Raw genomic sequence first — 26,271 nt, 5'->3', positions numbered from 1 at the left:
CGGCCGACATATTTTGCCGCGGTTCCTTAGATTTTGTTTGTGGTTTTGAGACTCTTTCGCAATAGGAAACCTGAATTTATACATGGTACGAATGTTAGTACAAATTACTTTTTAGAAAAACGAATTAATAATATGGTTAATTTTTCACGAAAGAAGTTGATTTTGCCGTATATTACTGATATAATAGCAAATGGAAAAATTGTCTTTTTTTTCACTAATTAATGTGAATAAAATATTTTGCAGCCTAGGCTGTATGGAAAAACATTTCATATCTCGGCCGACCGCTTGCCGAAAAAGCGGCTTAAAACATGTTCGCCGTATGAAGATGTTTTAAAAAGTATGGGGAGTAGAAAAGATGAAGTCACTTCAGGAATTGGAAGCAATCAGGAAAAGAATGCAGGGGAAGGTAGACATTCGCAAAAATGACGCTGAAAAGCGTGTTATTGTCGGTATGGCTACATGCGGAATCGCGGCAGGCGCACGTCCTGTACTTCAGGCGTTTGTAGACGAAGTTGCAACACGCGGACTTTCTGACGTTGTCGTTTCGCAGACGGGATGCATCGGGGTATGCCGTCTCGAGCCTATCGCGGAAGTTTTCATGCCGGGACAGGAGAAGGTAACCTATGTGAAGATGGACGCGGAAAAAGCGAAGCGTGTTGTTGCAGAACATCTGGTAAATGGTAATATCGTAACGGAATACACGATCGGATATTACGAAAAAAACAACGCTTGATTTTGTACATTTAATTGGAGGTTTAGGATAAATGGATTTTTATCGTGCGCATGTGTTGGTATGCGGAGGTACAGGCTGTACGTCCTCCGGTTCGGCGGAACTGATCGAACGTTTTGAGAAGGATCTTGCGGAAAAAGGGCTGGATAAGGAAGTAAAGGTAGTGCGGACGGGGTGCTTTGGCTTGTGCGAAGCCGGGCCAATCGTGATCGTCTACCCGGAAGGCGCGTTTTACAGCCGTGTGAAGGTGGAAGACGTCGATGAGATCGTTGAAGAACATCTTCTCAAGGGGCGTATTGTAGAGCGCCTCCTGCATAAAGACGAAGAGGAACAGGATGTTGCAACCACACTTGACGACATCGAATTCTATAAAAAGCAGAATCGCGTCGCGCTTAGGAACTGCGGCGTAATTGACCCGGAAGTGATCGATGAATATATTGCTTTCGACGGATATAAGGCTCTTGGAACATGCCTGACGGAAAAAACGCCGCAGGAAGTGATTGATATTATCAAGGCTTCAGGCCTTCGCGGCCGCGGCGGCGGCGGATTCCCAACTGGGGTGAAATGGCAGTTTGGACACGACGCAAAGGGTGACCAGAAATATGTCATTTGTAACGCGGACGAAGGCGATCCGGGCGCGTTCATGGATCGTTCCGTTCTTGAAGGCGATCCGCACAGCGTCATCGAAGCGATGGCGATTGCGGGTTATTCGATCGGCGCGAACATGGGTTATGTCTATGTGCGTGCGGAATACCCGATCGCGGTTAAGAGACTCCAGATTGCCATCGACCAGGCGCGTGAATACGGATTGCTTGGCGAGGGCATTTTCGGAACCGATTTCAATTTTGATATTGAGATCCGCCTCGGCGCCGGCGCATTCGTTTGCGGCGAGGAGACGGCCCTGATGGAATCAATCGAGGGCCATCGCGGCGAACCCCGGCCGAAGCCGCCGTTCCCAGCGAACAAGGGCCTGTTTGGCAAGCCTACGATAATCAACAATGTGGAAACGCTTGCGAATATCCCGCAGATCATCCTTAAGGGCGCCGAGTGGTTCGGTTCTATGGGGACGGAAAAATCCAAAGGGACAAAGGTGTTTGCGTTAGGCGGCAAGATCAATAATACGGGTCTTGTGGAAATCCCGATGGGAACAACGCTGCGCGAAGTTATCTATGACATCGGCGGGGGAATCCCGGACGGCAAAAAATTCAAGGCGGCCCAAACGGGCGGCCCCTCCGGCGGATGTATTCCAGCGGAGCATCTTGATCTTAAAATTGACTATGATACGCTTACCTCCATTGGTTCGATGATGGGTTCGGGTGGCCTGATCGTTATGGACGAAGACAACTGTATGGTTGACGTTGCTAAATTCTTCCTCGACTTTACGGTGGATGAATCCTGCGGCAAATGCCCGCCCTGCCGGATCGGTACGAAGCGCATGCTTGAAATCCTGCAGCGCATTACGGACGGCAAAGGAAAACCCGGCGATATCGAAAAGTTGATCGAACTCGGCGAGAGCATTAAAGCGGGCGCTTTGTGCGGTCTGGGAAAAACGGCTCCTAACCCGGTGCTGTCCACGATCAAATATTTCAGAGACGAATATGAAGCGCATATCTACGACAAACGTTGCCCGGCTGGACACTGCCAGCAGCTTTTGGTATATGAAATCATTCCGTCAAAATGTATTGGCTGCGGAATGTGCGCGCGCGTATGCCCGGCCGACGCAATTACCGGAGAAAAGAAACAACCACATCACATTGATCCGGATAAGTGCATTAAGTGCGGCGCTTGCATCGAGAAATGTAAATTCGATGCAATCAAGAGATAAAAAGGAGGATTAAGTGATATGGTATCGTTGACGATAGACGGCGTAAAAGTTGAAGCGCCAGATAATTCCACAGTGCTCGACGCTGCGAGAAAGGCAAATATCGACATCCCGACACTTTGCTATTTGAAGGGTGTGAATGCGCTCGGTGCATGCCGGATTTGCCTGGTTGAAGTGAAAAACAATCCTGCGCTGCAGGCGGCATGCGTGCTCCCGGTGGCAGAAGGAATGGAAGTTTTTACAAAATCCGAAAAAGTATTGAAGGCCAGAAAAGTAAGCCTTGACCTTCTGCTTTCCAATCACGACAGGGAATGCCTCACGTGTGTGCGGAACAAAAACTGCGAACTGCAAACGCTGGCGGATGAATTCAATATCCGCAACATTAAGTATGAGGGCGAAAAAATCTATAAGGATATCGACGATCAGTCAGTTTCCGTTGTACGCAATCCCAACAAGTGTGTGCTCTGCAAACGCTGCATCGCGGCGTGCGAAAATATCCAGACGGTGGGTGTGATCGGCTCGACAAACCGCGGTTTCAAAACGATGGTGGAGCCCGTGTGGGGAAAATCTCTCGTGGATGTTCCGTGCATCAACTGCGGTCAGTGTATCGTTTCCTGCCCGGTCGGCGCGCTTTCCGAAAAGAGCGAGATTGACAATGTATGGGCGGCGCTGCATAACCCGAGCATGCACGTTGTGGTGCAGCCTGCTCCTGCGGTTCGTGTGGCGATCGGCGAGGAATTTGGCATGCCGATGGGTACCCGCGTTACCGGCAAGCTTGCGGCGGCGCTTCGCAGAATGGGGTTCGACAAAGTGTTTGATACGGATTTTGGCGCCGACCTTACGATCATGGAAGAGGGTTACGAATTTATCAATCGTGTGAAAAACGGTGGAACATTGCCGATGATAACATCCTGTTCGCCGGGATGGATCAAATTTGCGGAATATTTTTTCCCGGACATGCTGGATAATCTCTCGAGCTGCAAATCTCCACACCAGATGCTGGGCGCGGTCATCAAGTCTTATTACGCACAGGAAAACGGCATCGATCCGGCGAAAATTTTTACCGTATCCGTTATGCCGTGTACCGCAAAGAAATATGAGAAGGACCGTGCGGGCGAAGACGCAACCGGATATCCGGATGTGGATGCGGTGCTGACAACGCGTGAAATGGCACAGATGATTAAAGAAGCCGGAATTGATTTTGTGAACCTGCCGGATGAGGATTTCGATCCCGTTTTGGGCACGTCCACCGGCGCGGGTGTTATTTTTGGCGCAACGGGCGGCGTTATGGAAGCGGCCCTCCGTACGGTTGCGGAAGTTTTGACCGGCGAAGAGCTTAAGAGTATCGATTTTTGTGATGTACGCGGAATCGCAGGAATTAAGGAAGCGGAAATTATGGTTGGCGATATGCCAGTTAAGGTTGCCGTAGCCAGCGGAACAGGAAACGCAAGGAAACTGCTCGAGGCGGTACGCTCCGGCGAAAAGGAATATCACTTTATTGAGATCATGGCATGCCCCGGCGGCTGCGTAAACGGCGGCGGACAGCCGATCGTTTCGGCGCGTATCAAGAACGTGCTCGATCCGCGCGTCGTGCGTGCACAGGGCCTGTATGACGAGGATTGCGATAAGCCTCTGAGAAAGTCCCATGAAAACCCGGATATCCAAAAGCTTTATGATGATTTTCTTGGGGAACCCAACAGTCATAAGGCGCATGAACTGTTGCATACTTTTTATGAGGCGAAACCCAAATATAAGGAACAGTAATAGCAGAGGATTCAAAAAAACGCCCGGTGTTGAACTGGGCGTTTTTATTTCGGGAAAGAGATTTTAACCAGAATTTGAAGGATTTAACGTTTAGAGCGTATAATATAATAGTATAAAATATATGGAGAAGTTTCTGCGCAAGGGAGAAGTAGATGCCGTTTTTTCCGGAAGAATGGATACAGGATTTGCTTTCAAAAGTGAGTCTTGTCGACTTAATTGGCGAATATGTAACGCTGCAAAATAAAGGTGGCCGCTGGTGGGCGTGTTGTCCGTTTCACAACGAGAAGACGCCCAGTTTTTCTGTTAACCCGGAAAAGGGCTTTTATCATTGTTTTGGCTGTGGTAAAGGGGGAAATGCCATACAGTTTGTTATGGAACAGGAGAAAATGACGTTTCCTGAGGCCTGCCAATATCTTGCGGAAAAGGTAAAATTGCCGGTCCCTGAAAATACGGATAGCGCGGGGTATGAGAAGCGCAAGCAGCAACGGAAAAAAATTTGCGAAATGAATAAGATAGCGGCGCGTTACTTTCATAAAAACCTGTATGCACCGGAAGGTAAAAAGGCGCTTGAATACCTCAGGGGGCGGGGCATTGACGACCGTATCATTAAAACATTTGGAATGGGATTTGCAAAAGACGGCTGGGACCATCTGATGAAGCTGCTTGCGGAAAAAGGATATACGAAGCAGGACATGCAAGCCGCGGGCCTAATCAAGATGTCGGAAGGGAAAAGCTACGACATGTTCCGTAATCGCGCTATGATACCGATTATCAATGCGTTTGGTGATATTATTGGATTTGGCGGCCGCGTAATGGACGACGGTGTGCCAAAATATTTAAATTCTCCTGAGACGGCAGCCTTTAATAAGAGCCGGAACCTCTATAATCTGAACCTGATCCGCAGGCAGAAGAATCTTTCCCATCTGATTTTGGTAGAAGGCTATATGGATGTGATCGCGCTTTTTTCCTATGGGATTCCGGAATGCGTTGCAACCCTCGGAACAGCGCTCACACAGGATCAGGCGAGGATGATGAAACGTTATACGGACCATGTTTATATTTCTTATGACGGGGATGCGGCGGGGCAAAAAGCAACGCTTCGTGCGCTTGGGATATTGTCGCAGGAGGGAATCGAAACGCGGGTTGTGGTTATCCCGGATGGGCAGGATCCTGACGAATACCTGAAGAAGTATGGGCGGGACGGATATATCAAGCTTATGAAAACATCACTGCCGGAGATGGATTACAGGTTCGGGGTAACGGCTGCGAAATATGAGCTTAGTGACAGCCACCAAAAAGAAAAGTTTGCCAAGGAATGCGCTAATTTGCTGAAGAAGGTGGAAAGTGCCGTTACAAAAGAAAAGTATGCGAAGAAGCTGTCGGATATGACGGGCTATTCTCCGGAATCGATCCTGCAGGATGCGGGAGGGTTGCGCCGGGAAACAGAGTGGCTGCCGCCCAGGGTGGATGGACTGGAAACGACGCTGGAGGAAAAAGCGGAAAACTGCCTGATCCGGCGGCTTTATTCGGATCCGCAGATTGCTTTGAGGCTGGAAGGAAAGATTGAAGAGGCAGATTTTCAAAATGAGGCAGACAAAAAAATATTTTCTTATATTATGGAGAAAGCAAAAAAAGGGATTTTCACTGCGAACAGCGAATTATTATCCGTGCTGAGTGAAGAAGAAGGCTCGTATATCAGAAAAGTGCTGAGCGGGGAAGACGAACGGGAGAATGCGGATGACTTCCTGAACGATTGCGTGAAGCAGATAAGGCTGGGAAGGCTGGAACGGCAGCGCAGAAGCGCTCTTGCTGCCTGCAGTGCCGAACAGGATGTGGAAAAGAAGCACATCCTGCTGCAGAAAATAGATGAACTGGGAAAAAAGATACATAAGCTTAAGACAAGTTTTTAAAATTTTAATAGTAGGTGAATTTTATTGGCAGAGAAAAGAGAAACAAAGCAGGAAACTCCGGTAGAAAAGAACGAGGTGGCAAAGGCCTCCTCTTCTGCGGAAAAAAAGACTAAGCCTGTTGAAAAGAAAGTACAGCCGAAATTGTCGGATGAGCGGATCGCAAAAATTGTCGAAATCGGGAAAAGCAAAGGCGTATTGAAATATGCGGAAATCGCCGAATATATTGACGACGCACACGCGGTCCCGGAGCAGATCGATAAGCTTTATGAAGCGCTTGAAGAACAAAATATCGACGTTCTGGACGACGAAATCGAAAAAGAGGTTCCAAAAGCGGAAGAAGAGACGGAAGTGGTCGATTTTGAGCTTTCCATGCCGGAAAATATTAACATTGACGATCCGGTCAGGATGTATCTCAAAGAGATTGGCAAGGTACCGTTGCTTTCGGCTACAGAAGAGGTTGAACTGGCAAAGCGGATGGGCGAAGGAGACCAGGAGGCGAAGAGGAAGCTTGCCGAAGCGAACCTGCGCCTTGTGGTAAGTATCGCGAAGCGCTACGTTGGCCGTGGTATGCTGTTTCTGGATTTGATCCAGGAAGGAAACCTTGGCCTGATTAAAGCAGTCGAAAAATTTGATTACCTGAAGGGTTATAAATTCAGTACCTATGCGACATGGTGGATTCGTCAGGCAATCACGCGCGCAATTGCAGACCAGGCCCGAACAATCCGTATTCCGGTCCATATGGTGGAAACGATCAATAAGCTGATTCGCGTATCGCGTCAGCTGCTCCAGCAGTATGGACGCGATCCGTTACCGGAAGAGTTAGCGAAAGAGATGGATATCCCGGAAGAAAAGGTACGTGAGATATTAAAGATCGCACAGGAACCGGTTTCGCTGGAAACGCCGATCGGCGAAGAAGAAGACAGCCACCTTGGAGATTTTATTCCGGATGACGATGCGCCGGCCCCGGCCGAAGCGGCGGCATTCACGCTTTTAAAGGAACAGCTGATGGATGTCCTCGATACGTTGACACCGCGCGAAGAGAAGGTTTTAAAGCTAAGGTTTGGCCTTGAAGACGGCCGTGCACGCACACTGGAAGAGGTTGGTAAAGAATTTCAGGTAACGCGCGAAAGAATCCGCCAGATTGAAGCAAAGGCTTTGCGCAAACTTCGTCATCCATCCAGATCGAAAAAGTTAAGGGATTTTTTGGAATAAGCAAAGGAGCAAATAAGGCGGCGTAACAGCCGCCTTTCTATCTTATGGAAATAACGCCAAGAATGCGGGCGATCATCGATCTCGTCGGGAAAACAGGCACTGCAGCGGATATCGGATGCGATCATGGCAGGATATCCGCCGCGATGATGGAAGAAGGATGCGCGAAGCATGTGTTTGCCTGCGATATCAGCGTGCGGTCGCTCCAAAAGACCAAAAATATGATTGCCGAGCGGAATCTGGCAGGGATAACACCGCTGGTATCAGACGGCTTTACGGCCCTGCAAGGTAAGAAGGTAGATTGCGCGGTAATTACCGGTATGGGCGGATTGTTGATCCGTGATATCCTCGCGAAAGGGATCGCGGTTGCGAAAAAAACAGGGCGGCTGATCCTGGGGCCGCAGGGAAATGAATACGAATTACGCCTTTTTCTATACAGGAATGGTTTTTTCATTCAGGATGAGGCAATTGTAAAGGATGACGAACACTATTATCAGGTGCTGGCCGTATGCCCGGGTGAGACGTGTCTGCCAAATGAAATATACCTGCGCTTCGGATATTACCCGTCGGTACGAAAGGAAGCCTTGCAGAAAGAATTTCTTCAAAATAAGCTGCGCGAAATTGAAGCGATCATTTCCGCCGCGGCACGGGGAAGGAATACGCGGGAATACATTGCGGAAAAACGAAAACTTAAGAATCAGATCGTGGAGGTGTTGAAATGTCTGTAACGTTAGAACAAGTAGGCGCTCTTCTAGAGCTGATTGCGCCGATAAGCTTTGCGGAAGAATGGGATAACAGCGGGTTCAATGTAAATCTGCACAATACAGATATTTCAGGGATTATGATCTGCCTCGATGTTTTACCCGAAACAATCGAGGAAGCGGCGGAAAAAGGATGTAATCTTATTATTTCCCATCATCCGCTTTTATTCCGGGCAACGAAAAAGATCGATTCCGAATCCTATGAAGGGAAGTGCGTCCAGATGCTTGCGGAGCGGAGAATTTCTCTTTATTGTGCCCATACGAGTATGGACAGCGCCCCCGGCGGAATCAATACATGGCTTGCGGATCAGTTTGCGCTCGCAAACAGGTGCTATATCCAGAATGGGCTGGTAGAACGTTTTTATGAAGTCGCGGTCCATACGCCGCGGGGGCATGCGGAGACGGTGCGCCGGGCGATGACTTCCGCCGGAGCCGGAAGACTTGGAGAATATGCGGAATGTACCTTTAATATTGACGGAAAAGGAACGTTTCGGCCGGAACACGACGCCAGCCCATATATCGGGCAGGCCGGAAGGTTGGAGACGGCGGATGAAATCCGCATTTCTTCCATTTGCAGTGAAAACGATTTGCAGAAGGTGCTTCGTGCGGTGCGTAAAGTCCATCCCTATGAGATGCCTGCAATCAGCGTTCTTAAAACGGATGAGCCGCAGCGGATCAATTCAGGACTTGGTATTGTCGGGGATATGCCGTCGCCGCTTCCGGCAGGAGAGGTCCTGGATAAGCTGAAAGCGGCCTTGCAAACGGACAGCGTACGCGTTGCAGGCAATTTGAAAAAAAAGATACGGCGGCTTGGAGTATGTGGCGGCGCTGCAGGGGATTTCGCGGAATTGGCGCGGAAAAAAGGTGCGGAACTTTTTATCACGGGAGAAATCAAACACAATGAGTATGCGGCGCAAAACGATATCATTTTGGTAGAAGCCGGGCATTTCGATACGGAGAAATGCTTTTGTCGGCTGTATGCGCAAGGTTTACAAAAACGGCTGGATGATGTAAACTATAACATAGCGATTTATGTAACAAATTTACGCAGACCATACGTAAATTATTGAGGAGGTCTATGTTGAGCAATAATTTAAAAGCATTATGGGACTATCAGGCGGCGGAAAACGCTCTCGAGTCTTATGAACGCACACTTATGAATACGGAGACAAGGAAAAAGCTGGTTCACCAGCAGCAGGTTTATAAAAATAACCAGCAAAAGCTGAAACAGCTGGAGCAGGAGTCTGTGTTGCTGCAAAACAAGATGGGCGAAATCACCTCTCAGATTGAGATTCTTCAGAAACAAATGAATGAAAAGAAAGAGGAGATATCCGAGGTCGCCGGTTACGATCTTGAAGACATGTTTCTTGATGATGTGCGCGAAATGATTAAGGAATGCGAGAGCATCAAGGCGTCGGTTGAAATGAATAAACGCAAAATTGTCGACATCATGCACCGCCTCGAAAAGTCAGAGGCTGAAATTAAGGAAACGCTTGTCAAAATGAGCAATGCGAAGAAACAGTTCGACGTTTTAAAAGAGCAGCATGCAAAGGAAGTAGGTGCAGGGAAAGACGATCTCGATAAGTTGCGGGCAAATGTGGCCAAGGCGGCAAAAGGGATTGAACCGGCGCTTATGGAGCGCTATAAAGCGATCAAGCAGCACCGTCCCAATCCGATGGCAAAACTGGTTGGAGACCGCTGTGAAGGATGCAAAATGCAGCTCCCGTCCGGCGTTTTGCAGAGTCTTAAGGTGGAGGGCAATGTCGTCGAGTGTGAAAACTGCGGCAGGATTCTTTATGTAGCGGAAGATTAAACATTTTGAGCAGACTGGATGGCCGCGCGCTCCGGCGTGAGGAAAGTCCGGGCTCCATAGGGCAGGGCGCCGGGTAATACCCGGTGGAGGCGACTCCAAGGAAAGTGCAACAGAAATAAACCGCATCCATTTCGGATGCAAGGGTGGAAAGGCGAGGTAAGAGCTCACCGGCGTTATGGCAACTTAACGCGTCCATGTAAACCCCGCTTGGTGCAAGATTGGTATGGGGACATTCAATGGCGGCCCGTCACGTCCCCTGTAATCGCATGAGCCGCATGGTAACAGGCGGCCTAGATAGATGGTCATCAAAACAGAACCCGGCTTATAGGTCTGCTCAAATTATTTTATAAACAGATAAGGTCAGTTACCTGAAGAGGCGCTTGAAGAGGGTCTCTTTTCTTTTCCTGTAGATTTGTGATTGAAAATGAAAAAGCGTATAATGAGCTAAGAAATGATGAAAACGACAATAAACCGGAGGATCAAGTTATGAGAGGCCTTATACATATCTACTGCGGCGATGGAAAAGGAAAAACTACCGCGGCTGCAGGGCTTGCTGTGCGGTCGGCTGGCTGCGGCATGAAGGTTCTGTTTGCACAATTTATGAAAAGCGGGCCGGCCGGAGAGATAAACGCTTTTAAAAAAATTGACGGTATTACGGTCCTGCGCGGAGAAGGCGATACAAAATTTGCGTGGGAAATGGATGAACGAGAAAAGGCGGCTGCCTGCAGGATGCAGGATGTCATCCTTCAAAAGGCTGCCGCATGGGCGGAGGATTACGACATGGTTGTGCTGGATGAAGCGGTCGGAACATGCGGAGCGGGCTTCCTTGAACTGAAAAAATTATATGATTTTCTGGATCATAAACCGGAAAAACTTGAAGTTGTGTTGACGGGACGCAATCCTGCGGACGGACTGATTGAACGGGCAGATTATGTATCGGAGATCAAAAAAATAAAGCATCCTTATGACCGGGGTATTTGTGCCAGAAAAGGAATCGAACAGTAAAACCGTTCCGCTGGAAGCATATGGGAAGCGCTTATTGACATATGTTCATAATTTGTATATAATAGGCGCAAACACAAGTGAGGTATGAAACATGGCAAGGCCGTTTAAGTGCAGATGTATTTGCGCTAAACCAAAAACAACATGCTTTGTTCCAGAGAATGCGGACGAAACCGGAATGGTAGTGATCGGATATGACGAGTATGAAGTGATCCGTTTACTTGATTATGCAGCGCTGACACAGGAACAATGTGCTGAAAAAATGAATGTTTCACGGCCAACGGTGACCCGTATGTATGACAGTGCCCGGCAGAAAATGGCGGATGCACTGGTAAACGGAAAAACGATACGTATTGAGGGCGGGGATGTTATCGTATGCGCTGCAATGAAGCCGCAGTGCACCCACGAAAAGCATTGCTGCCATAAAGCGAAAAATAATCAGGACTGAGGGATGGGAGCCTGAAAACATAAGGCAGGAAATGCGGCGGCCCAAAACAACAGTTGCCGTTTGCGGCCGTTGTGTTATGATAGTGTGTATGAATGATGGCTTTTTACCCGTATCCAAAGCGGATATGGAGAAAAATGGAATCGAGCAGCTCGATTTTGTGTTGGTAACGGGGGACGCCTATGTCGACCATCCGTCGTTTGCGCATGCAATCATTTCGCGCTATCTGGCGGCGCATGGATATTCGGTGGGGATCATCGCCCAGCCATCCTGGAAGTCCTTCGGAGATTTTAAACGGCTGGGAAGGCCGCGGCTCGGTTTCCTTATTAGTGCGGGCAATATGGACAGCATGGTGAATCTATATTCCGTGACGAAACACCGCCGGGCGAAGGATATGTATTCGCCCGGCGGTAAAACTGGAAAGCGTCCGGAGCGTTCTACGGTCGTTTATGCAAAGAGAATCCGTGAGGCTTATGGAAATGTACCGGTCATTATCGGAGGGATTGAGGCAAGCCTGCGGCGGTTTGCGCATTATGATTATTGGGATAACGAGGTAAAGCCTTCCATATTGATAGAAAGCGGAGCGGATATTTTGGTCTACGGCATGGGAGAACGGCCGATTATTGAAATTGCCGAGGCGCTGGATGGCGGGCTTGCAGCGCAGGATATTACCTACGTAGAGGGTACCTCATATTTCACACCTACACTCGAACGGGTCTATGAATATATGGAACTGCCTTCCTTTCGACAGGTGCGTGCGGATAAAAAAGTCTACGCACAGGCGTTTATGACGGAGATGAGAAACCGTAAGGAGGCTCTTGTACAGAAGCATGAAAAAGGCTTCGTCGTACAAAATGTTCCGTCTAAACCGCTGGATCAGAAGGAGCTCGACTTTGTCTATTCGCTGCCGTATATGCGAGCGGCGCATCCAATGTACCAAAAACCGATCCCCGCATTGGACGAGGTGAAGTTCAGCGTTACGGCAACCCGGGGATGTATAGGTGCGTGCGCGTTTTGCGCACTTTTTTACCACCAGGGAAAAGACGTTGCGTGGCGAAGCATAAAAAGCGTGGTGGATGAAATCAAACAGCTTACTCTGGACACGGAATTCAAGGGATATATCCATGATGTGGGCGGACCTACTGCTAATTTCTACGGAGTAACGTGTACGAATCCTAAGGGCAGGTGCACTGCGCGGCGGTGCTTGACGCCGGAAAAGTGCAGGTATCTGAAGGAGAACCATGCAGAATATGTAAGGCTTTTACGCAAGGTGCGGACGGTTAACGGTGTGAAAAAGGTATTCGTCCGCTCCGGCATCCGCTATGATTATGCACTTCTCGATAAAAGCGGAGAATTTGTGAAAGAGCTTGCCGTCCACCATGTGAGCGGGCAGCTGAAGCTTGCGCCGGAACACGTGAGCCCGGATGTTTTGAAACTGATGGGAAAGCCGGAAATCGAAAAATACCAACGGTTCTGCCAGAAATTTGCCGCGGCCTCGAAGCGCGCTGGAAAAAAGCAGTATGTCCTGCCGTATTTTATGTCGTCCCATCCGGGTTCCACCATGATGGATGCAGTACGGCTTGCAGAGTTTATCCGGGACACGGGCTTTATGCCGGAACAGGCGCAGGACTTTTATCCGACCCCCGGAACGCTTGCAACGTGTATGTATTACACGGGGCTTGATCCGGAAACGGGGAAAAAGGTCTATGTTGCTAAAAGTACGGAAGAAAAATCGATGCAGCGCGCACTCATCCAATATAAAAATCCGAAGAATCATAGAATTGTAAAAAAAGCGCTTCGGAAAGCAGAGCGTGACGACCTCATCGGCAACGGAAAAAAGAAGCTTGTAAGAGACTGAAACAGAGCCTTCGGGGGAGAAATATATCTGTTAATTCGTATTGCGTACGGGTTATAAATATAGTATACTATTCTCTGTATTGTTCTGCAATTTTATAGTTTTGAAACAATCTAGGAGGATGAAGATGGCTGCTAAATTAGAGAAGCTGGAAGGGAACAAAGCGAAACTGGAGTTGAATGTTTCCGCTGATAAATTTGAGGAAGGAATTGCAAAAGCGTATCAGAAATTGAAAGGGAAGTTCAATATTCCCGGATTCCGCAAAGGAAAAGCGCCGCGCAAGATGGTCGAAAACTTTTACGGCCCTCAGGTGTTTTACGAAGATGCGCTGGATGAGATCATTCCACAGGCATATCTCGACGCAGTCAAAGAGCATGAACTGGATGTGGTTTCGAGACCGGAATATGACGTTTTGAGCGTCGACCAGAAGGATGGCGTTGTAGTAACGGCTACCGTAGTTTTAAAGCCGGTCGTAAAGCTGGGAAAATATGAAGGCCTCAAGGTAAAGAAGCCGGTAGAAAAGATTACGGCCAAGGACGTAGACGCCGAGGTCGAAAAGACACGCGAACAGAATGCGAGATGGGTGGAAGTTAAGCGTGCTTCCAAGGACGGCGATACTGTTTTGATTGATTTTGCCGGCAGCATCGACGGAGTGAAATTTGAAGGCGGCGCGGCGGAAGACCAGACGCTCGTCTTAGGCGAGGGGCGCTTTATCCCCGGCTTTGAGGAACAGATCGTTGGGATGAAAGCAGGAGATGAAAAAGACATCAATGTGAAATTCCCGGACGATTACACACCTGAATTTGCAGGGAAAGACGCTGTATTTGCGATCAAGATGAAAGCAGTGAAGGAAAAAGAACTGCCCGAGCTTGATGATGACTTTGCACAGGACGTATCGGAATTCGATACGCTTGCGGAGTATAAAAAAGACGTTAAAAAGAAACTGCAGGAGCGCGCGGATATGCGTGCAAAAGCGGAAATGGAAAATCAGCTGCTTGAAGCCGTTGCCAAGGGAATTAAAGTGGATATTCCCGAAGTGATGGTCGACGACCAGATTGATTACCAGATTCAGCAGATGTCTTATCAACTGATGTATCAAGGCATGAAACTGGATGATTACTTGAAATATATGGGTAAGACGCTGCAGGATTTGCGGAACGATTACAAGGAAAGTGCACAGGAGCAGGTACGTATGCGCCTGGCTGTGGAAGCGCTTCTGAAAAAACTCGAGATTGATCCTTCCGAGGAAGATATCGAGAAAAAATATGAAGAACTCGCGAAGGACGCCAATAAGACGGTCCAGGAGTTCAAGGACACCATGAGCACGCAGGAAATTGATTATTTCAAAGAACGCGTTGCGATGGAACAGCTGTTTGATTACCTTGTCTCCAAGGCGGAGATCGAAGAGGTTGATCCCAAAAAGGAAGCGGCTGAACAGAAGAAAGCCTCCAAGGACAGTGCGAAAAAAGAACCTGCCAAAGATTCCGATAAAAAGACAGCCAAAAAAGCGGCTGAAAAAGACGCTGACAAACCAAAGGCTGCCAAGGAATAACAATTTTCTATGCACCGGGTGATTGGCCATGTGCAGCAAGGAGGTTATTTTATGAGCTTAGTACCGATTGTGGTAGAACAGACGAACCGGGGAGAACGGTCGTATGACATTTTTTCCCGTTTATTAAGGGATAGGATCATCTTCCTGTCCGGAGAGATCGACGATACCGTTGCCAATCTCGTGGTGGCGCAGCTCATCTTTCTCGAAGCGGAAGATCCCGATAAAGATATTTACCTGTATATCAACAGCCCCGGCGGTTCCATAACGGCCGGAATGGCGATCTACGACACCATGCAGTATATTAAGTGCGACGTAAGTACTATCTGCATTGGCATGGCCGCTTCCATGGGAGCGTTCCTGATGGCGGCAGGACAAAAAGGCAAACGCAAAGCGTTGCCGAACAGCGAGATTATGATTCATCAGCCACTTGGTGGCACGCAAGGGCAGGCAACTGACATTGCCATCCATGCACAGCGAATCATTGCGATCAAGGATAAGATGAATAAAATTTTGAGTGAACGGACGGGACAGACGCTGAAAAAGGTGCAGAAGGATGTCGAGCGGGACTATTTCATGACTTCGGAAGAGGCATTGGAGTACGGAATCATCGACGAGATCATTCCTGCGAAATAGCGTCAGAGGTGAATAAAATATGTATGATAATTATAATGACGGTGACGGCCAGATCAAGTGCACCTTTTGCGGGAAAACGCAGGATGAAGTGCGCAGGCTTGTAGCTGGCCCCGGCGTATATATCTGCGACGAGTGCGTGGAGTTGTGCCGCGAAATCATCGATGAGGAATTTAAGGAAGCGGCGAAATTCGAGCTGAAAGAAATTCCCAAGCCGTCCGAGATTGTAAATACGCTGAACGATTATGTAATCGGTCAGGATAAGGCAAAAAAGTATCTCGCAGTAGCGGTGTACAACCACTATAAAAGAATTAATGCAGAAGTCGGTGAAGGCGAGACGGAGGTCCAAAAGAGCAACATTTTGATGCTTGGCCCCACTGGGAGCGGAAAAACATTGCTTGCACAGACGCTGGCGCGGATTTTGAACGTGCCGTTTGCGATTGCGGATGCAACGTCGCTTACCGAGGCCGGATATGTGGGCGAAGATGTGGAAAATATTCTGCTGAAGCTCATTCAAGCTGCGGACTTTGATATTGAGCGCGCTCAGAAAGGCATTATCTATGTGGATGAGATCGATAAGATCGCCCGCAAAACGGATAATCCTTCCATTACGCGCGATGTGTCCGGCGAGGGCGTCCAGCAGGCATTGCTGAAGATCCTCGAAGGTACGGTTGCAAGCGTTCCGCCGCAGGGTGGACGGAAGCATCCGCATCAGGATTTTCTACAGATCGACACGACGAACATCCTGTTTATTTGCGGCGGGGCATTTGACGGCCTCGATTCGATTATCGAAAACCGTACCGGCAAAAAGGCGATGGGGTTTGGCGCCGATGTAAAGAGCAAGCAGGAAAAGGATATAAGCGCGCTGCTTGAGCAGCTGCAGACAGAGGATTTGCTGAAGTTTGGCTTAATTCCGGAATTCGTCGGCCGTTTACCGGTAGTTGTGAACCTGCAGTCGCTGGATGAACAGGCTTTGGTTGAAATTCTTAAGAAGCCGAAGAACGCGCTTACCAAGCAGTACCGGAAGTTGTTTGAAATCGATGGCGTGGAGCTTGAATTTGAAGATGAAGCACTGAAGGAAGTCGCTAAGCTTGCGATCGAACAGAAAACGGGCGCACGCGGACTTCGCAGCATTATCGAAACGTCGATGATGGATATCATGTATGACCTTCCGTCGCGCAACGATGTGCTGAAATGCGTTATTACCAAGGAGACGATTGATTCTAAAAAGCCGATGCTTGTGATGGGTGAAAAGCCCGCGTTGCCAAAGTCAAGGAAAAAAGAAGAGACCGCTTCCTGAAAGAATAATAAAATCGAAAGAGCGGGAACGCAATTCCCGCTCTTTTTTGTTTGCTATATTTTGTGGCCTGTTATATAATATTACAGTATGTATTCATAAATGTTGTGGAGGAAAGGTTATGTCAAAGACATATACGGCGGGGGATATTCAGGTTCTGGAAGGGCTTGATGCAGTGCGCCGCCGCCCTGGAATGTATATTGGCACGACAAGTTCGCGCGGGCTTCATCATCTCTTGTGGGAAATTGTGGATAACGGGATTGACGAAGCCGCCAACGGTTACGCGAATAAGCTCATCGTAACAATCCATCCGGATAATTCAATTTCAGTGGAGGACAACGGGCGGGGGATTCCAACGGGTATCCATCCGGAGCTTAAAATTTCAGGCGTGGAAGTAGTATTTACCCAGCTTCATGCAGGCGGTAAATTCAATAATGAAAATTACGCTTACTCGGGCGGCCTGCACGGCGTCGGTGCGTCGGTGGTGAACGCGCTTTCAAAATGGCTTGAGGTGGAAGTTTACCAAAACGGAAAAGTTTATTACCAGAAATATGTGACGGAAGCCGATTCAAAAGGGAAAATGAAGGTCGGGCGGCCTCTTGCACCGTTGGAGGAGATCGGGGAAACAAGAAAAAAGGGCTCCAGGATAACATTTCTTCCGGACGATACTATTTTTGATACCATTGATTTTCAATTTGACGTAGTAAGACGCCGCTTGCGGGAGCTGGCATTCCTTACTAAGGGGCTCAACATAACACTTATCGACGAACGGCAAATGACCGGCGGACGTCCGCGCAGGGAAGCCTTTGAATATACCGGTGGGATCGTCGATTTCGTCCTCTATCTGAATAAAGACAAGACTCCGCTTCATGCGGCACCGATATTGCTGGAAGGAACCAAACGTGATATTGTAGTCAGTATTGCGATGCAATATAATTCAAGCTACACGGAAAGTATTTTTTCCTATGTGAACAATATTCCGACCACTGAAGGCGGCATGCATGAAACAGGCTTTAAGGCCGCGATTACAAAGGTGATGAACGATTATGCGCGCAGCAACAACCTATTGAAGGAAAAGGAAGCGAACCTGACGGGAGACGATTTCCGTGAGGGACTGTGCGCTGTCATTAATATCAAAATGAAGAATGTGCAGTTTGAAGGACAGACGAAGACGAAGCTCGGAAATGCAGAGGCGCGGGTTGCGGTGGAAGCCGTCGTGACGGAGAAGCTTTCGGCATTTATGGCCGATCTGAACAATACTCAAATTTGTACAAAAATTCTGGAAAAGGCTGTCGGGGCGGCGCGCGTGCGTGAAGCGGCCCGCAAAGCAAAAAAAATGGAACGCGCCAAGAGCAAACTGGAAAGTTCGCCGCTCGTTGGTAAGCTTTCAGCCTGCACGGGCAGGAAGCCCGAGCTGAACGAGCTGTTTATCGTCGAGGGGGACAGCGCGGGCGGAAGCGCGAAGCAGGGGCGCGACCGACGGTTCCAGGCGATTCTTCCTTTGCGCGGAAAGCCTTTGAACGTAGAGAAAAAGCGCGTTGACCAAGTGCTGGCCAACGAAGAATTCCGCTCTATTATCACGGCGCTCGGAGCTGGTTTTGACGACAGCTTTAACATCAATAATATTAAATATAATAAGGTTATCATCCTGGCGGATGCCGATCAGGATGGCGGACATATCCGTACCATTTTGATTACCTTCTTCTATCGCTATTTCAAAGAGCTGATTACGGACGGACATCTTTATATCGGCCGCCCGCCGCTCTATAAAATTGCTAAGGGAAGCAAGGTGCTTTATGCCTACAATGAAGAACAACTTGAGGCGGCGAAAGCAAAGATCGGTCGGGGCTATACGGTACAGCGGTATAAAGGGCTTGGGGAAATGAATCCGGAGCAGCTTTGGGACACGACAATGGACCCTGAGAAACGTTCGCTGATCCGTGTGACGATTGACGACCTTGCAAACGTTGAGCAAATTGTAACTACGCTAATGGGCGATAATGTAGAGCCGCGCAAGCAATATATTGCAGAGCATGCGAATTTCAATAAACAGGACAATTTTGAGGTAGTGCAGCATGAAATCGAAGCAAATTAATTATAACGAAGAGATCATTGATGCGGCCTTGGACGAGGTCATGCACACTTCTTTCATAACGTACGCGGAATACGTTACGATGGAGCGCGCCCTACCGCGCGTGGAGGATGGCCTTAAGCCTGTTCAACGGCGCATTTTGTATACGATGTATGATCTCGGCATCCTGCCGGATAAGCCCTATAAAAAATCGGCAAGGATCGTCGGCGAAGCGCTGGGTAAATATCATCCGCACGGAGATACCAGCGTTTACGACGCCATGGTACGCCTTGCGCAGCCCTATGCGATGCGTATGCCGCTTGTGGATGGGCATGGGAATTTTGGATCACCGGATGGAGACAGCGCGGCGGCGATGCGTTATACGGAAGCACGGCTTTCTCCGCTGGCGCTCGAGATGCTGCGGGACCTTGGCAAGGACACGGTGCCGTTCCGGCCGAATTTCGACGATACGGAGCGTGAGCCGGATATGCTTCCGGCCCGCTATCCAAATCTGCTTGTCAACGGCTCCTCGGGCATTGCGGTAGGGCTTGCGACCAATATACCGCCGCACAATTTGGGAGAAGTAATCGACGGCGTCGTGACACGCATCGAAAACCCGGAATGCAGCCTTTCGGACGTAATGAAGTATATCAAGGCGCCGGATTTTCCGACAGGCGGATACCTCCTCGGTGGTGACGGCCTCAGGCAGGCGTATGAAACGGGAAAGGGTAAAATACAGATGCGCGCGAAGACGCACATCGAGAAAGCCAAGAACGGAAAGAGCCTGATTGTTATTACGGAGATACCTTATGAGGTCAAGAAATCCGCAATGCTGGAAAAAATACTTGCGGTAAGTGAAAACAGGAAAGAGATATTTGCGGGAATCGACGATATCCGCGACGAATCCGACCGGGAAGGGATACGGGCGGTGGTTGAGGTCAAAAAGGGCCATGATCCGGAAAAAATACTGAATCTGCTGTTCAAATATACAGACCTGCAAACTACGTTCGGCATCAATATGATGGTGATTGCGGACGGTTCGCCCAGGCAGCTTGGCCTGCTGCCTATCCTCGACCATTATATCCGGCACCAGAAAAACGTCATTACGCGCCGGACACAGTTTGATCTCGAGAAAGCCGAAAAACGTGAGCATATTTTGCTCGGCCTGATTATTGCGGTAAAAAATATCGACCGTGTGATCCGGATTATCCGTTCCTCAAAAAATTCGGATGAAGCCAAGCACAGGCTAATGAGGGAGTTCAACCTTACAGGCGTACAGGCACAAGCCATCCTCGACATGCGGCTTGCGCGCCTCACGAATCTCGAGGTCGAGCTTCTGGAAAATGAATATAAAGAGGTCGTCGCACTCATCAAATACCTGCGCTCCATCCTAGGCTCCGAAGCGAAGCTTCTGGAGGTTATCCGCGAGGAGCTTCTGGCGGTGAAGGAAAAATATGCGGATAAACGCCGCACACAGCTCATGAAGGAGGAGCATGCGCATATCAATATCGATGAGAGCGAGTTTATGGTGGCAAGCGAATGTACCGTGATCCTGACGCGAAACGGAAACCTCAAGCGCATGTCGCCGAAAGCCCTGCAAAAAGGAATGGAAGCGGGAGAATTGGAAGAAAAGTTCCAGCCCGTACTACTGGTGCAGACTGATACGGCAGGGAAGCTTTACCTGTTTACGAATAAAGGGAATATGATGATCTTACCTGTCACGTCTGTCCCGGAATCGCGTATGAAGGATGCTGGGAAATCAATCAATGCCCTGATTTCCGGAGTGGATGGCGACGAGGTCATCCTGAATATTTTGACAAAAAATGATTTTGACAGTAAGCTGATGTATTTTGCAACCGCAAACGGATTGGTAAAAGCGACGCAGATGGAGGAATTTGACGTTAAAAAGTCCAAAATTATGGCCTGCGGCCTGAAGGAAGGCGATACGCTTATTTACGCCAAACCCAATGTACCGGACGTAGAGAATATGATCTTTATTACCTCGGATGGTATGTCCATCAACATTCGCAAGAATGAGATTTCCGTGATGGGCAGGAGCGGAAAAGGCGTTGGCGCTATAAAATTGGGTAGGCACGCCAAAGTCGTGTATGCAGAGCAAATCAAAAGCGGTCAGGAAGGCGATATCCTGCTGATGACAGAGAAGGGATATGCGAAACGGACGCCAGTTTCCGAGTTTGAAGAGCAGGGACGGAACGGAAAGGGACTCAAATCCTACCAGCTTTCGGAGATCTCCGGCAGGGAGGTGATCGGCGCGCTCCTGATCGATAAAATTTCAACGGTAACCGGGGTGCAGAAATCGGGCGATTTGAGCAAGATTTCTACAGACAGTATTCCGGCGGGTGCGCGTAATACCCGGGGGGAGCAGGTGATCCTCGCAGTGATGGGCAATAACGTAAGCGCACTTTACAAGAATATCTTCGACTGATCGCTTTATTTTCGCGTAGTAATGTGTTAAAATGTAGGTGTATTTCAATATACCTACATTTTGCATTGTGAGGTGCTTTAAAGTGTATCATTCAAAATTAAAATCTAAAGAGCTGGATACTTTATTCGAGGCGGTACTGTCCCTCAAAAGCGAAGAAGAGTGCTATATGTTTTTTGAGGATCTGTGCACTGTTGCGGAACTTTCTGCGATTTCGCAGCGCTATAAAGTAGCACAGATGCTGAAAGACGGAATTACCTGCCATGCGATCGCAGAAAAGACCGGCGCGTCCACGGCGACAATTTCGCGTGTGAACCGCTGCCTCAATTATGGTACGGGCGGATACGGCGCGGCGCTTGAGAGAAATGGGAAAAAGGGAGAATAACTGATTTGTATCAATTGAATGAACGGCAAAAGCAGGCGGTAGAGACGATTTCCGGAGCCGTGCTTGTTCTTGCGGGCGCCGGGAGCGGAAAGACGCGCGTTCTGACCGAGCGGGTGGCCTATTTGATTAATGAGAAAAACGTTGCGCCCTGGCAAATTTTAGCAATTACGTTTACCAATAAAGCGGCGCAGGAGATGAAAGAGCGTATTTCGGGCGTAGTGGCGGCCGACATGCGTGATATGTGGATCAGTACTTTCCATGCGATGTGTGTGCGCATGCTCAGGCGGTATGCGGAAAAGCTCGGCTATACCAGGAATTTTTTGATTTATGATACGGACGACACGCTGCGCCTGCTGAAGAAAATACTGGAGCGAATGGGTCTTAAGGAGAACAAAAGCTATTCGGACCGTTATATCAAAAATTTAATCAGTAAATATAAAAACGACAATACAACACTTGATTTCGATCAGTATGCAGAAGAGCGAAACCCGTTCGTGGCCGAGCACGCAGGGGAAATTTTTGATGAATATGCACAAGAGCTCCATAAGCAAAATGCAATGGATTTTGACGACCTGCTGCTCAACACCCTGCAGCTGCTCGAAACGGACAGCGAGGCGAGGACCTATTACCAAAACAAATTTCATTATGTTTTGGTAGACGAATATCAGGATACCAATATGGTGCAGTATAAACTAATCAAGATTTTGTCGGAGGGCTACGGCAATATTTTCGTAGTAGGCGACGATGATCAGTCTATCTATGCATTCCGGGGAGCGAATATACGGAATATCCTTGAATTTGAAAAAGATTTTACCGGGGCGACGGTCATTCGTCTGGAGCAAAATTACCGTTCGGATAAAAAAATTCTCGATGTGGCGAATTGTGTGATCAAGAACAATGAGGGCCGCAAGGGAAAAACGCTGTGGAGCGATATTGACCAGGGTGAAAAACCTGTTTTATATACGGCAAACAGCGAATATGAGGAAGCGGAAACCATTGCGCGGGAGATACAGCGGTTATCGGACGATGGGATGCGCTATGCGGATATGGCGATTTTGTACCGCATCCATACGCTTTCGCGGATATTGGAAGAAAAATTGCGGCTGTATGCGATCCCTTACCGCATTTATGGGGGTATTAGCTTCTATGAACGCAAAGAAATCAAGGATATGGTCGCCTATCTTAACATCATTGCGAATCCGGCGGCGGATTTGCAGTTGCTACGTATCATCAATACGCCTAAAAGGGCGATCGGCGCCGCAAAGGTGGACGCGCTTGCGCAGGCGGCGGAATACAACGGAATTTCCATTTTGGAAGTAATGCGGAATGCAAATGTTTTACTCGCGGATAAAACGCTTATAAAAAAGGCAAACGAGTTTTACGGAATGTATGAGCGCCTGAACGAAGGTTGCACTGAATTGACTGTGCACGAAGTATTGGAACGTGCGTACGAGGTTTCAGGGTACAAAAAAATGCTGGAGGAAGAGCAGACACCTGAGGCGGAGGCGCGCATTGAAAATATTGCAGAATTGATTAACTCAGCATACACGTATGACGAGGATGAGGAAGCTTCCCTTGAAGGATTTTTGCAGAATATCGCGCTTATTACGGACCTTGACAGCATGGACGATAAAGGCGGTGTAACGTTGATGACGATGCATGCGGCCAAGGGGCTGGAATTTGACGCTGTGTTTGTAGCCGGGATGGATGAGAATATCTTTCCAAGCCAGCGCGCGATTGATGAAGACAATGTAGAAGAAGAACGGCGTTTGTGTTATGTGGCGGTCACGCGGGCAAAGCGGCGGCTTTATATGCTGCATTCCAATATGCGCACGCTGTATGGACGGATGCAGCCTTCCGCACAGTCGAGGTTCCTGGATGAGATTGACAGCGAATTGCTGAACTGTATCGGCAGAAAAAAGCCAGTACTTGCTCAAAAGCCGTCTGCACCGCAGGGGAAAACGGATTTGTTCTCGGGCGGATTCAGCTTCCAGAAGAAAGCGGCTCCGCAAAAAGTAAGCGGAGACTATAAAGTCGGTACGGTTGTGGAACATAAGACATTTGGCCGCGGTAAGGTGAAAAGCATCGCGGGCGAAGGAGATTCACGCGTGGCCGTGGTTGATTTCTACGAGGTAGGGGAAAAGAAAATGTTTCTTGCCTTTGCCTCCCTAAAGATTTTGAAATAGGTGGTGCGCTGTTATGGAGCGTATGAAAGAGCTGGTCGATCAACTGAATGATTACGCATACCGGTACTATGTGCTTGATGATCCGTCGGTCGCTGACGCGGAGTATGACAGACTCTATGATGAGCTTGCGGCGCTTGAGAAGAGGACTGGAAAAATCGAGCCCGATTCCCCGACGCAGCGTGTGGGCGGAAAGCTTCTGGAAGGATTCCAAAAACATACGCACCTTGCGCCGCTGTGGAGCCTTGACAAAGCGCAGAGCCTTGACGACGTTATTTCCTGGCAGGAGCGTACCAACAAGCAGATACGGGCGCTCGGGCTGCCGGACGCCAGCTATTCTCTCGAATACAAGTTTGACGGCCTTACGATCAACCTGACCTATGACGGCGGATATCTCGTCAGTGCTGCAACGCGCGGAAACGGAATTGTGGGGGAAGATGTCACAGAACAGGTGAAAACGATACAATCCATCCCTTTAAAGATCGATTTCACGGGCAAAACAGAAGTGCAGGGAGAGGCGGTCATGCGTCTATCGGTACTGAAAAAATATAATGAAACGGCAGATGAGCCGCTCAAAAATGCGCGTAATGCAGCGGCTGGGGCAATCAGGAACCTTGACCCGGGCCAGACCGCAAAAAGGCATTTAGACGCCTTTATTTATAACGTGGGGTATATTGAAGGCAGGACGTTTCAGGATCATCAGGAGATGATAGCGTTCCTCCGGGAGAACAAATTCAATGTTAGCGCCTATGAAAGGGTTTTTAACGACGTAGCGGATATCAAGGCAGCGGTAGACAATGTGGAGCGGACGCGTGACACGCTGGATTTCCTGATCGACGGTATGGTAATCAAGATAACGGACTTTGCAACGCGTGAAGCACTGGGCTATACGCAGAAATTTCCGCGCTGGGCGATCGCTTATAAATTTGCCGCAGAAGAGATGACAACAAAAATTTTAGACGTGACATGGGATGTGGGCAGGACGGGTAAACTGACGCCTTTGGCACATCTTGAACCGGTTGAGCTTGCAGGGGCGACGATCCGCAGGGCCACGCTCAACAATTATGAAGATATCCTCCGCAAGCATGCCGCTATCGGCGCGAACGTATTCATCCGGCGTTCTAATGATGTGATCCCGGAAATACTGGGCGCATCTCCTTTACAGGAGGGTGAGCTTACGCCGATTGATAAACCGACGCATTGCCCGGCCTGCGGAACGGAGCTCGAGGAGGTAGGACCGAATCTTTTCTGCCCCAATTCGCTGAACTGTAAACCGCAGCTCACTTCGCGCATGGTGCATTTTGTGTCGAGAGACGCAATGGATATTGAAAACCTCAGTGAGAAAACGATCGAACTGATGTTTGAAAAGCTTGACATCAAAGATATCGCGGCGATTTATACATTGACGGACAAGCAGCTTTTGAGCCAGGAGGGGTTTAAGGAAAAGAGAACGGAGAATATTCTTTCTGCTATTGAAGCGAGCAAAAAACCTCCGCTTGCGAATTTTATTTATGCGCTCGGCATTTCGAATGTCGGAAAAAAGACCGCCAAGGACCTTGCCCAGACGTTTCATACTTATGAACGACTGAAAAATGCGACCATAGAAGAGCTTGTGGCAATTCGGGACGTGGGAGAGGTTGTGGCAAAGGATATCGTCGATTTTTTCCGCAACGAAAATTACATGCGTGTCGTGCAGGAGCTTTTCGACGCAGGCGTGCAGCCGAGGGAGGATGCCGGGGCTGCGGAAGGAGGTAAATTTGAGGGGAAAACATTTGTGCTGACGGGAACGCTTACCCAATATACGCGCAAGCAGGCGCAGGAGCTCATTGAAAATCTCGGCGGGAAGACAAGTTCTTCCGTCAGCAAAAAAACAGATTATGTAGTGGCGGGCGAGGAAGCTGGCAGCAAGCTCCGGAAAGCGCAGGAGCTTGGTGTCGCGGTATTATCGGAAAATGAGTTTGTGAGAGTATGTTGTAAGGAGTTGGAATTATGCTGAAGGAGAGAGCAAGAGAGTACTATCAGGAAAAAGGCTATAACTGCGCGGAATCGATTATTCGTGCGGCAAACGACGAATACGGCCTGGGAATCAACGAAGAGGGCCTGAGAGCGTTCGGTGGCTTCGGCGGCGGAATGCAGTGCGGAAGTATCTGCGGTGCGGTCTGCGGCGGGATTGGCGCGATCAGTGCGAAGGAAATTGAAACAAATGCGCACCATACAGAATCGCTTGGCCCAAAGTGCCGGGCAATGATGGACGAATTTAAAGAAAAATTCGGAAGTGCGTTTTGCGCCAAAGTGCGGAAAGAAAACTTTGAGAAAGACGGACACTGCCGGAGGGTTGTGGAAGGCGCCGCGGATGTGCTCGAAAGCATTATGGAGTAACGGTTTATTTGGCCGGGGAA

The 26,271-nt window shown here is 48.9% G+C and carries 20 protein-coding genes and 1 other RNA gene; all 21 read left to right on the top strand.

The window, feature by feature from the left end:
• Positions 1–355 precede the first annotated feature (355 nt).
• On the top strand, positions 356–733 hold the full coding sequence (locus tag B1H56_RS04390; protein WP_066518533.1) for a (2Fe-2S) ferredoxin domain-containing protein: 378 nt from the start codon (positions 356–358) through the stop codon (positions 731–733).
• A 31-nt stretch (positions 734–764) separates the two neighbouring features.
• The gene (nuoF, locus tag B1H56_RS04385) at positions 765–2,555 is read left to right on the top strand and encodes an NADH-quinone oxidoreductase subunit NuoF (RefSeq protein ID WP_066518535.1); all 1,791 of its coding nucleotides are present in this window, start codon (positions 765–767) and stop codon (positions 2,553–2,555) included.
• Between the two features lie 18 nt (positions 2,556–2,573).
• A complete protein-coding gene (locus B1H56_RS04380; protein ID WP_066518537.1) occupies positions 2,574–4,316 on the top strand; it encodes an NADH-dependent [FeFe] hydrogenase, group A6 in 1,743 nt (580 codons plus the stop codon).
• Positions 4,317–4,468: 152 nt separating this feature from the next.
• Complete coding sequence (gene dnaG, locus B1H56_RS04375) at positions 4,469–6,226, top strand: DNA primase (RefSeq protein WP_066518538.1); 1,758 nt, start codon at positions 4,469–4,471, stop codon at positions 6,224–6,226.
• A gap of 24 nt (positions 6,227–6,250) precedes the next feature.
• A complete protein-coding gene (rpoD, locus tag B1H56_RS04370; RefSeq protein ID WP_330383197.1) occupies positions 6,251–7,438 on the top strand; it encodes an RNA polymerase sigma factor RpoD in 1,188 nt (395 codons plus the stop codon).
• A 44-nt stretch (positions 7,439–7,482) separates the two neighbouring features.
• The gene (locus B1H56_RS04365) at positions 7,483–8,163 is read left to right on the top strand and encodes a tRNA (adenine(22)-N(1))-methyltransferase (protein ID WP_066651109.1); all 681 of its coding nucleotides are present in this window, start codon (positions 7,483–7,485) and stop codon (positions 8,161–8,163) included.
• On the top strand, positions 8,154–9,266 hold the full coding sequence (locus B1H56_RS04360) for a Nif3-like dinuclear metal center hexameric protein (protein WP_066518541.1): 1,113 nt from the start codon (positions 8,154–8,156) through the stop codon (positions 9,264–9,266). The genes B1H56_RS04365 and B1H56_RS04360 overlap by 10 nt, the downstream gene beginning before the upstream one ends.
• A gap of 11 nt (positions 9,267–9,277) precedes the next feature.
• Entirely contained in the window at positions 9,278–10,009 is a 732-nt protein-coding gene (locus B1H56_RS04355; protein WP_066518543.1) for a zinc ribbon domain-containing protein, read from the top strand.
• Between the two features lie 6 nt (positions 10,010–10,015).
• Positions 10,016–10,350, top strand: an RNA gene (rnpB, locus tag B1H56_RS04350) — RNase P RNA component class A.
• 145 nt (positions 10,351–10,495) lie between these two features.
• Positions 10,496–11,014, top strand: coding sequence for a cob(I)yrinic acid a,c-diamide adenosyltransferase (locus tag B1H56_RS04345; protein WP_066518545.1), 519 nt, complete (start codon positions 10,496–10,498; stop codon positions 11,012–11,014).
• A 91-nt stretch (positions 11,015–11,105) separates the two neighbouring features.
• Positions 11,106–11,459, top strand: coding sequence for a DUF134 domain-containing protein (locus B1H56_RS04340; protein WP_066518547.1), 354 nt, complete (start codon positions 11,106–11,108; stop codon positions 11,457–11,459).
• 76 nt (positions 11,460–11,535) lie between these two features.
• Positions 11,536–13,314 carry a YgiQ family radical SAM protein gene (locus B1H56_RS04335; protein WP_066518549.1) on the top strand — a complete coding sequence of 593 codons (1,779 nt, stop codon included), beginning with the start codon at positions 11,536–11,538 and terminating at the stop codon, positions 13,312–13,314.
• Positions 13,315–13,438: 124 nt separating this feature from the next.
• Positions 13,439–14,863 carry a trigger factor gene (tig, locus tag B1H56_RS04330; protein WP_066518551.1) on the top strand — a complete coding sequence of 475 codons (1,425 nt, stop codon included), beginning with the start codon at positions 13,439–13,441 and terminating at the stop codon, positions 14,861–14,863.
• A 51-nt stretch (positions 14,864–14,914) separates the two neighbouring features.
• Positions 14,915–15,496, top strand: coding sequence for an ATP-dependent Clp endopeptidase proteolytic subunit ClpP (gene clpP / locus B1H56_RS04325; RefSeq protein ID WP_066518553.1), 582 nt, complete (start codon positions 14,915–14,917; stop codon positions 15,494–15,496).
• A 19-nt stretch (positions 15,497–15,515) separates the two neighbouring features.
• A complete protein-coding gene (clpX, locus tag B1H56_RS04320; RefSeq protein WP_066518556.1) occupies positions 15,516–16,793 on the top strand; it encodes an ATP-dependent Clp protease ATP-binding subunit ClpX in 1,278 nt (425 codons plus the stop codon).
• Positions 16,794–16,911: 118 nt separating this feature from the next.
• On the top strand, positions 16,912–18,885 hold the full coding sequence (locus B1H56_RS04315; RefSeq protein ID WP_066518557.1) for a DNA gyrase/topoisomerase IV subunit B: 1,974 nt from the start codon (positions 16,912–16,914) through the stop codon (positions 18,883–18,885).
• Positions 18,866–21,307, top strand: a complete 2,442-nt coding sequence (gene gyrA / locus B1H56_RS04310; RefSeq protein WP_066518559.1) for a DNA gyrase subunit A — start codon at positions 18,866–18,868, stop codon at positions 21,305–21,307. The genes B1H56_RS04315 and gyrA overlap by 20 nt, the downstream gene beginning before the upstream one ends.
• 82 nt (positions 21,308–21,389) lie before the next feature.
• Positions 21,390–21,689: a YerC/YecD family TrpR-related protein gene (locus tag B1H56_RS04305; protein ID WP_066518566.1), complete on the top strand. Its 300-nt coding sequence runs from the start codon at positions 21,390–21,392 to the stop codon at positions 21,687–21,689.
• 5 nt (positions 21,690–21,694) lie between these two features.
• Entirely contained in the window at positions 21,695–23,875 is a 2,181-nt protein-coding gene (locus tag B1H56_RS04300) for an ATP-dependent helicase (RefSeq protein WP_066739950.1), read from the top strand.
• A gap of 13 nt (positions 23,876–23,888) precedes the next feature.
• Entirely contained in the window at positions 23,889–25,868 is a 1,980-nt protein-coding gene (ligA, locus tag B1H56_RS04295) for an NAD-dependent DNA ligase LigA (protein ID WP_066518570.1), read from the top strand.
• On the top strand, positions 25,862–26,251 hold the full coding sequence (locus B1H56_RS04290) for a C-GCAxxG-C-C family (seleno)protein (protein ID WP_066518572.1): 390 nt from the start codon (positions 25,862–25,864) through the stop codon (positions 26,249–26,251). The genes ligA and B1H56_RS04290 overlap by 7 nt, the downstream gene beginning before the upstream one ends.
• Positions 26,252–26,271: the final 20 nt, after the last annotated feature.

Origin of the sequence: Christensenella minuta (assembly GCF_003628755.1) — a bacterium.
Lineage (GTDB): Bacteria > Bacillota > Clostridia > Christensenellales > Christensenellaceae > Christensenella > Christensenella minuta.
This window is presented reverse-complemented; position numbering and strand designations above follow the sequence as displayed.

Excerpts from the sequence above, each read along its gene's own strand:
- clpX (WP_066518556.1), top strand. The coding sequence starts at position 15,516 with ATGTATGATAATTATAATGACGGTGACGGCCAGATCAAGTGCACCTTT.
- gyrA (WP_066518559.1), top strand. The coding sequence starts at position 18,866 with ATGAAATCGAAGCAAATTAATTATAACGAAGAGATCATTGATGCGGCC.
- B1H56_RS04340 (WP_066518547.1), top strand. The coding sequence starts at position 11,106 with ATGGCAAGGCCGTTTAAGTGCAGATGTATTTGCGCTAAACCAAAAACA.
- ligA (WP_066518570.1), top strand. The coding sequence starts at position 23,889 with ATGGAGCGTATGAAAGAGCTGGTCGATCAACTGAATGATTACGCATAC.
- dnaG (WP_066518538.1), top strand. The coding sequence starts at position 4,469 with ATGCCGTTTTTTCCGGAAGAATGGATACAGGATTTGCTTTCAAAAGTG.
- tig (WP_066518551.1), top strand. The coding sequence starts at position 13,439 with ATGGCTGCTAAATTAGAGAAGCTGGAAGGGAACAAAGCGAAACTGGAG.
- B1H56_RS04290 (WP_066518572.1), top strand. The coding sequence starts at position 25,862 with ATGCTGAAGGAGAGAGCAAGAGAGTACTATCAGGAAAAAGGCTATAAC.
- B1H56_RS04315 (WP_066518557.1), top strand. The coding sequence starts at position 16,912 with ATGTCAAAGACATATACGGCGGGGGATATTCAGGTTCTGGAAGGGCTT.
- B1H56_RS04380 (WP_066518537.1), top strand. The coding sequence starts at position 2,574 with ATGGTATCGTTGACGATAGACGGCGTAAAAGTTGAAGCGCCAGATAAT.
- B1H56_RS04335 (WP_066518549.1), top strand. The coding sequence starts at position 11,536 with ATGATAGTGTGTATGAATGATGGCTTTTTACCCGTATCCAAAGCGGAT.
- B1H56_RS04365 (WP_066651109.1), top strand. The coding sequence starts at position 7,483 with ATGGAAATAACGCCAAGAATGCGGGCGATCATCGATCTCGTCGGGAAA.
- nuoF (WP_066518535.1), top strand. The coding sequence starts at position 765 with ATGGATTTTTATCGTGCGCATGTGTTGGTATGCGGAGGTACAGGCTGT.
- B1H56_RS04360 (WP_066518541.1), top strand. The coding sequence starts at position 8,154 with ATGTCTGTAACGTTAGAACAAGTAGGCGCTCTTCTAGAGCTGATTGCG.
- B1H56_RS04345 (WP_066518545.1), top strand. The coding sequence starts at position 10,496 with ATGAGAGGCCTTATACATATCTACTGCGGCGATGGAAAAGGAAAAACT.
- B1H56_RS04390 (WP_066518533.1), top strand. The coding sequence starts at position 356 with ATGAAGTCACTTCAGGAATTGGAAGCAATCAGGAAAAGAATGCAGGGG.
- clpP (WP_066518553.1), top strand. The coding sequence starts at position 14,915 with ATGAGCTTAGTACCGATTGTGGTAGAACAGACGAACCGGGGAGAACGG.